The organism is Caulobacter sp. D5 (genome assembly GCF_003185805.1).
Lineage (GTDB): Bacteria > Pseudomonadota > Alphaproteobacteria > Caulobacterales > Caulobacteraceae > Caulobacter.
Genome location: NZ_QHJY01000246.1, coordinates 1 through 3,556 on the forward strand (window position 1 = coordinate 1; position 3,556 = coordinate 3,556).

The window sequence follows — 3,556 nt, forward strand, 5'->3', positions numbered from 1 at the left end:
CGGGGGCTCGGCGGTCTGGGCCGCGGCGGCGACGACGCCGGCCGTGAGCGCGGCGGCGCCGGCGATCGCGAGGGACTTGAGGGCGGGGCGCATGGCGATCTCCTTGGACAGGGCGGATACGAACTGCGGCCTAGGTTGAAGCCCGTTGTGGCGCGAAAATGTCTGAAGATGTGAACAATGTTACACGAATGAAGCACTATCCGGATCGGCGATACGAAGAGCTGACAAATCAAGCACTTGGATGTGTGGCCTCCGCGCCGCGCCTTGACTCATTTCGATAATTTCATGTTCGGCGCGGGCCTGCTGACAGGTCCTGTCACGGGCAAGGCCCATATCCCCGGGCGTTCGAATGCGGCATGAGGCCCCCGATGAAACGCGTCGCCTTCCTCGCCCTGATCCTCGCCGGCCTGCTGTGGGGCCTCGGCTTCCCGCTGGGCAAGCTGATCCTGCGCGAGACCGACGCCGCCCACATGGTGCTGCTGCGCTTCGCCGTCGCCGCCGTGGTCGCCGCGCCCTTCGCCCTGAGGACGAAGGAGGCCCGGGCCCTGTTCCGCTCGCCGGTGATGCTGCTGTTGGGCGCGCTCTACGGCGTGGCCTTCATGGTGCAGTTCGAGGGGCTGGCCCATGTCAGCGTCACCCTGGCGGCCCTGCTGGTCGGGGCCATGCCGGCCCTGATCGCGATCTGCGCCAAGGTCATGGGCGAGAAGGTCAGCCGCGCTTCGTGGATGGGCGTCGGGGCGGCGACCCTCGGCGCGGCGCTGATCGCCGGCAAGCCCGACGGGGCCGGCTCGCCGCTGGGCGTGGCCCTGTCGCTGGGTTCGCTGTTCATCTTCCTGGCCTGGCTGGTGGTGCTCAAGCGCGCGCCCAAGCCCGCTTCGCCGATGGCCGTGCCGGCGGCCACGGTGATCATCGCCGCCTTCACCGTGCTGCCGATCGCGTTCTTCATGCACGGACCGCCGAAGCTGGATCTTTCGCCGACCGCCTGGATCGGCGTGCTGGGCCTGGGCGTGCTGTCGACCCTGCTGGCTACGGCCGCCTGGCAGTTCGGCTCGGCCCGCGTCGGCAGCGCCAGCGCCGGAGTGTTCATCAATATCGAGCCGCTGATGGGCGCCTCGATCGGCGTGCTGCTGTTCGGCGATCACCTGACCCTGGCCCTGGGCGTCGGCGGCCTGATGATCATCGCCGGCAGCTTCGTCACGGTGCTGGGCGAGCGACACGCCGAGCCGGACGGCCTGCAGGCGGTCCCGGCTCCGGCGCCCTAGCCGAACAGCGTCGGGACCCAGACGGCCAGTCCGACCAGCAAGCATAGCCCGGCGACGCCGATCGCTACGCCGCCCAGCCAGGCGTTGCGGCGCTTGCCGTCCAGCAGCAGGCCGGCGGCCGGACCGAAGGTCGCCGCCAGCAGCAGGGCGGCCCCGGCCTTGCCCGCCGAGGCGCCGTGGGCCAGCACGCCGGGATCGGGCGTTTCGGACGACGGACCGCCGCGCAGGTCCTCGATCAGCCGCCGGGCCTCGTCGGCGTCGCTGTCGGGCGCCCACAGGCGAAAGCCGCCCATGGCGATGGTCATCAGATAGTCGCTGGCGCCCCAGTGCTCGTTCTGCAGCAGCACCGGCACGCCTTCGGCCCGCAGCCGCGAGGCGGCGATCTGGGCCTCGGCCAGGTCGGCGAAGCGGGCGATCTCGGTCAGGCTCATGGGCCTGCCCTCCTCAGCGCGGCTCCGAGCCGAGCCGCCAGAGATAGAGGTGACGCGCCGGCGTGCCGACGCGCAAGTCCTTCAGTTCCTTCTGCTCGGCCTCGCTGAGCTTGAACCGGCTGTAGCCCCGTTCGGCCAGGCACTTCTCCAGGGCCGGGGTCGCCTGGTCGCGGACGTTGCGCCAGTTGCGGTTCATCCGCAGGCGGTAGGCCTCGGCGTAGTTCTGGGCGGCCTGTCCGGCGCCGGACGCCGAAGGCTCGCGCGAGCCGACGTCGGGATCGACCGGCACGTCCATGCCGAAGGTCAGGTCCACCAGGGCCAGCTTCACCGGCGCCAGGGCCTCGACATAGTGCAGGCACTCGGCCGCGTCGGTGCGGTACTTCAGGTAGCTGACGCCGGGCTTGCCCCAGCTTTCCTTGCGGGTCGGCGCGGCCTGGGCGGCGCCCACCACGGCAAGAGCGGCCAGCAGCGACAGCGCCTTGCCGGCCGTTCGGATCCTGGTCATTCGGGACGGCCTCCCTGCCGGCCGGTTGATCGTTCGTCGACCCATGTTACCGTGACCATGGAAGAAGAAAAGGGCGCCGCACGCGCGTCCGACGGGAGGCCGCAGGGTGGACGCTCATTTTCTCATCGCCGTCGGCGCGGCCGGCTTGCTGCTGGCGGTTCAGGCTGCCACGCCGCCCCAGCCAGACGCCAAGGCGGCCGCCGACATCGACGGCGTCACCGTCACCGCCCAGGAGAAGGCCAAGACCATGCCGCCCTGGGCCGAGCGGGTGCGGGCCGACGGCTGGCCCTATTTCGCCGCCGCCGAGGAAGGGGCGGTGCTGATGTTCGCCAAGACCACCAAGGGCAACGACGGGCGCAAGCCTCAGGGCCAGGTCTGGGTCCGCCACGAGTTTCGCCTGCCGCGCACCGAGGCCCAGGCGCCGGACGCCCCGGCCTTCCGTTCCGAGAAGGTGCTGGTCGAGGTGGACTGCACGGCCGGCCGCTTCCGCAACGCCGCCGCCTTCCGCTACCCGAAGAACAATCTCGAAGGGACCGAGGACTCCTACCGTTTCGAGCAGGACTGGCAGGCCCCGGCCGCCGGCACGCTGGACGCCACGGTGGTCGAGGCGGCGTGTTTGACGCCCTGACCTCCACACTCTCAAAAACTCGTCATCCCGGCCGCAGCGCGTAGCGCGAAGAGCCGGGACCCAGGGGACTGGGCTCTGCAGGTCGATCAAGCGCCCCGGCGGTGGCGATGCGGTCGCCCCTGGGTCCCGGCTCTACGCTGCGCTTCGGCCGGGATGACGGCGTGGGAGGCGAAAGATCAGTCCAGCGCGTTCCTGCACGCCGCCGCCATGGCCAGAGGGCTGAGCGCCACGGCCGCGGCGCTGTAGGCCAGCAGGAACAGCAGGCCGCCCGTCCACGGCAGACCGCCGGCCAGGCTGTCGAGCGCGCCGGCGCCGAAGATCACCGGCGGGGCGTAGAGGGGCAGGACGATCACCGCCACCAGCAGGCCGCCGCGGCGGCTGCCCAGGGCCAGGCTGGCGCCCAGTCCGCCGAGGAACGAGAAGGCCAGGCCTCCGGCCAGGGCGCAGACGAACAATAGCGGCGCGATCGACGGCGAGGCCCCGAGGATCACCGCGGCGATGGGCGCGGCCAGGGCCAGGGGCGCGCCGGCCGCCAGCCAGTGAGCCAGGCATTTCGCCACGGCGACGGCTTCAAGGGGAGCGGGACCAAGCGCCAGCAGGTCCAGCGCGCCGTCCTCGAAATCGCGCTCGAACAGGCGCTCCAGGGAAAGCAGGGCCGCCAGCGCCAGGGCCAGCCAGGCGATGCCGGGGGCCAGGGCCGCGAGGCGCTCGGGCGCGCGGCCGGCGGCCA

The 3,556-nt window shown here is 71.5% G+C and carries 5 protein-coding genes; 2 read left to right on the top strand and 3 right to left on the bottom strand.

Going from position 1 to position 3,556, the window contains the following annotated elements:
• Positions 1-368 precede the first annotated feature (368 nt).
• Complete coding sequence (locus tag DMC18_RS16250; protein WP_110133103.1) at positions 369-1,262, top strand: DMT family transporter; 894 nt, start codon at positions 369-371, stop codon at positions 1,260-1,262.
• Here the strand turns inward: DMC18_RS16250 and DMC18_RS16255 are convergent.
• Together DMC18_RS16255 and DMC18_RS16260 are read right to left on the bottom strand one after the other, a co-directional pair.
• Positions 1,259-1,693, bottom strand: coding sequence for a DUF2007 domain-containing protein (locus DMC18_RS16255; RefSeq protein ID WP_110133104.1), 435 nt, complete (start codon positions 1,691-1,693; stop codon positions 1,259-1,261). The genes DMC18_RS16250 and DMC18_RS16255 overlap by 4 nt on opposite strands.
• Before the next feature lie 13 nt (positions 1,694-1,706).
• Positions 1,707-2,198 (bottom strand): hypothetical protein, encoded by a 492-nt coding sequence (locus DMC18_RS16260; protein ID WP_110121148.1) that lies wholly within the window; start codon positions 2,196-2,198, stop codon positions 1,707-1,709.
• 106 nt (positions 2,199-2,304) lie between these two features.
• On the opposite strand from DMC18_RS16260, the gene DMC18_RS16265 reads away from it, so the two are divergent.
• The gene (locus DMC18_RS16265; RefSeq protein WP_110121147.1) at positions 2,305-2,826 is read left to right on the top strand and encodes a surface-adhesin E family protein; all 522 of its coding nucleotides are present in this window, start codon (positions 2,305-2,307) and stop codon (positions 2,824-2,826) included.
• 176 nt (positions 2,827-3,002) lie between these two features.
• Here DMC18_RS16265 and ccmB read toward each other — a convergent pair.
• Positions 3,003-3,556 (bottom strand): heme exporter protein CcmB (ccmB, locus tag DMC18_RS16270; protein WP_110133105.1); only part of this gene is annotated, 554 nt, incomplete at its 5' end.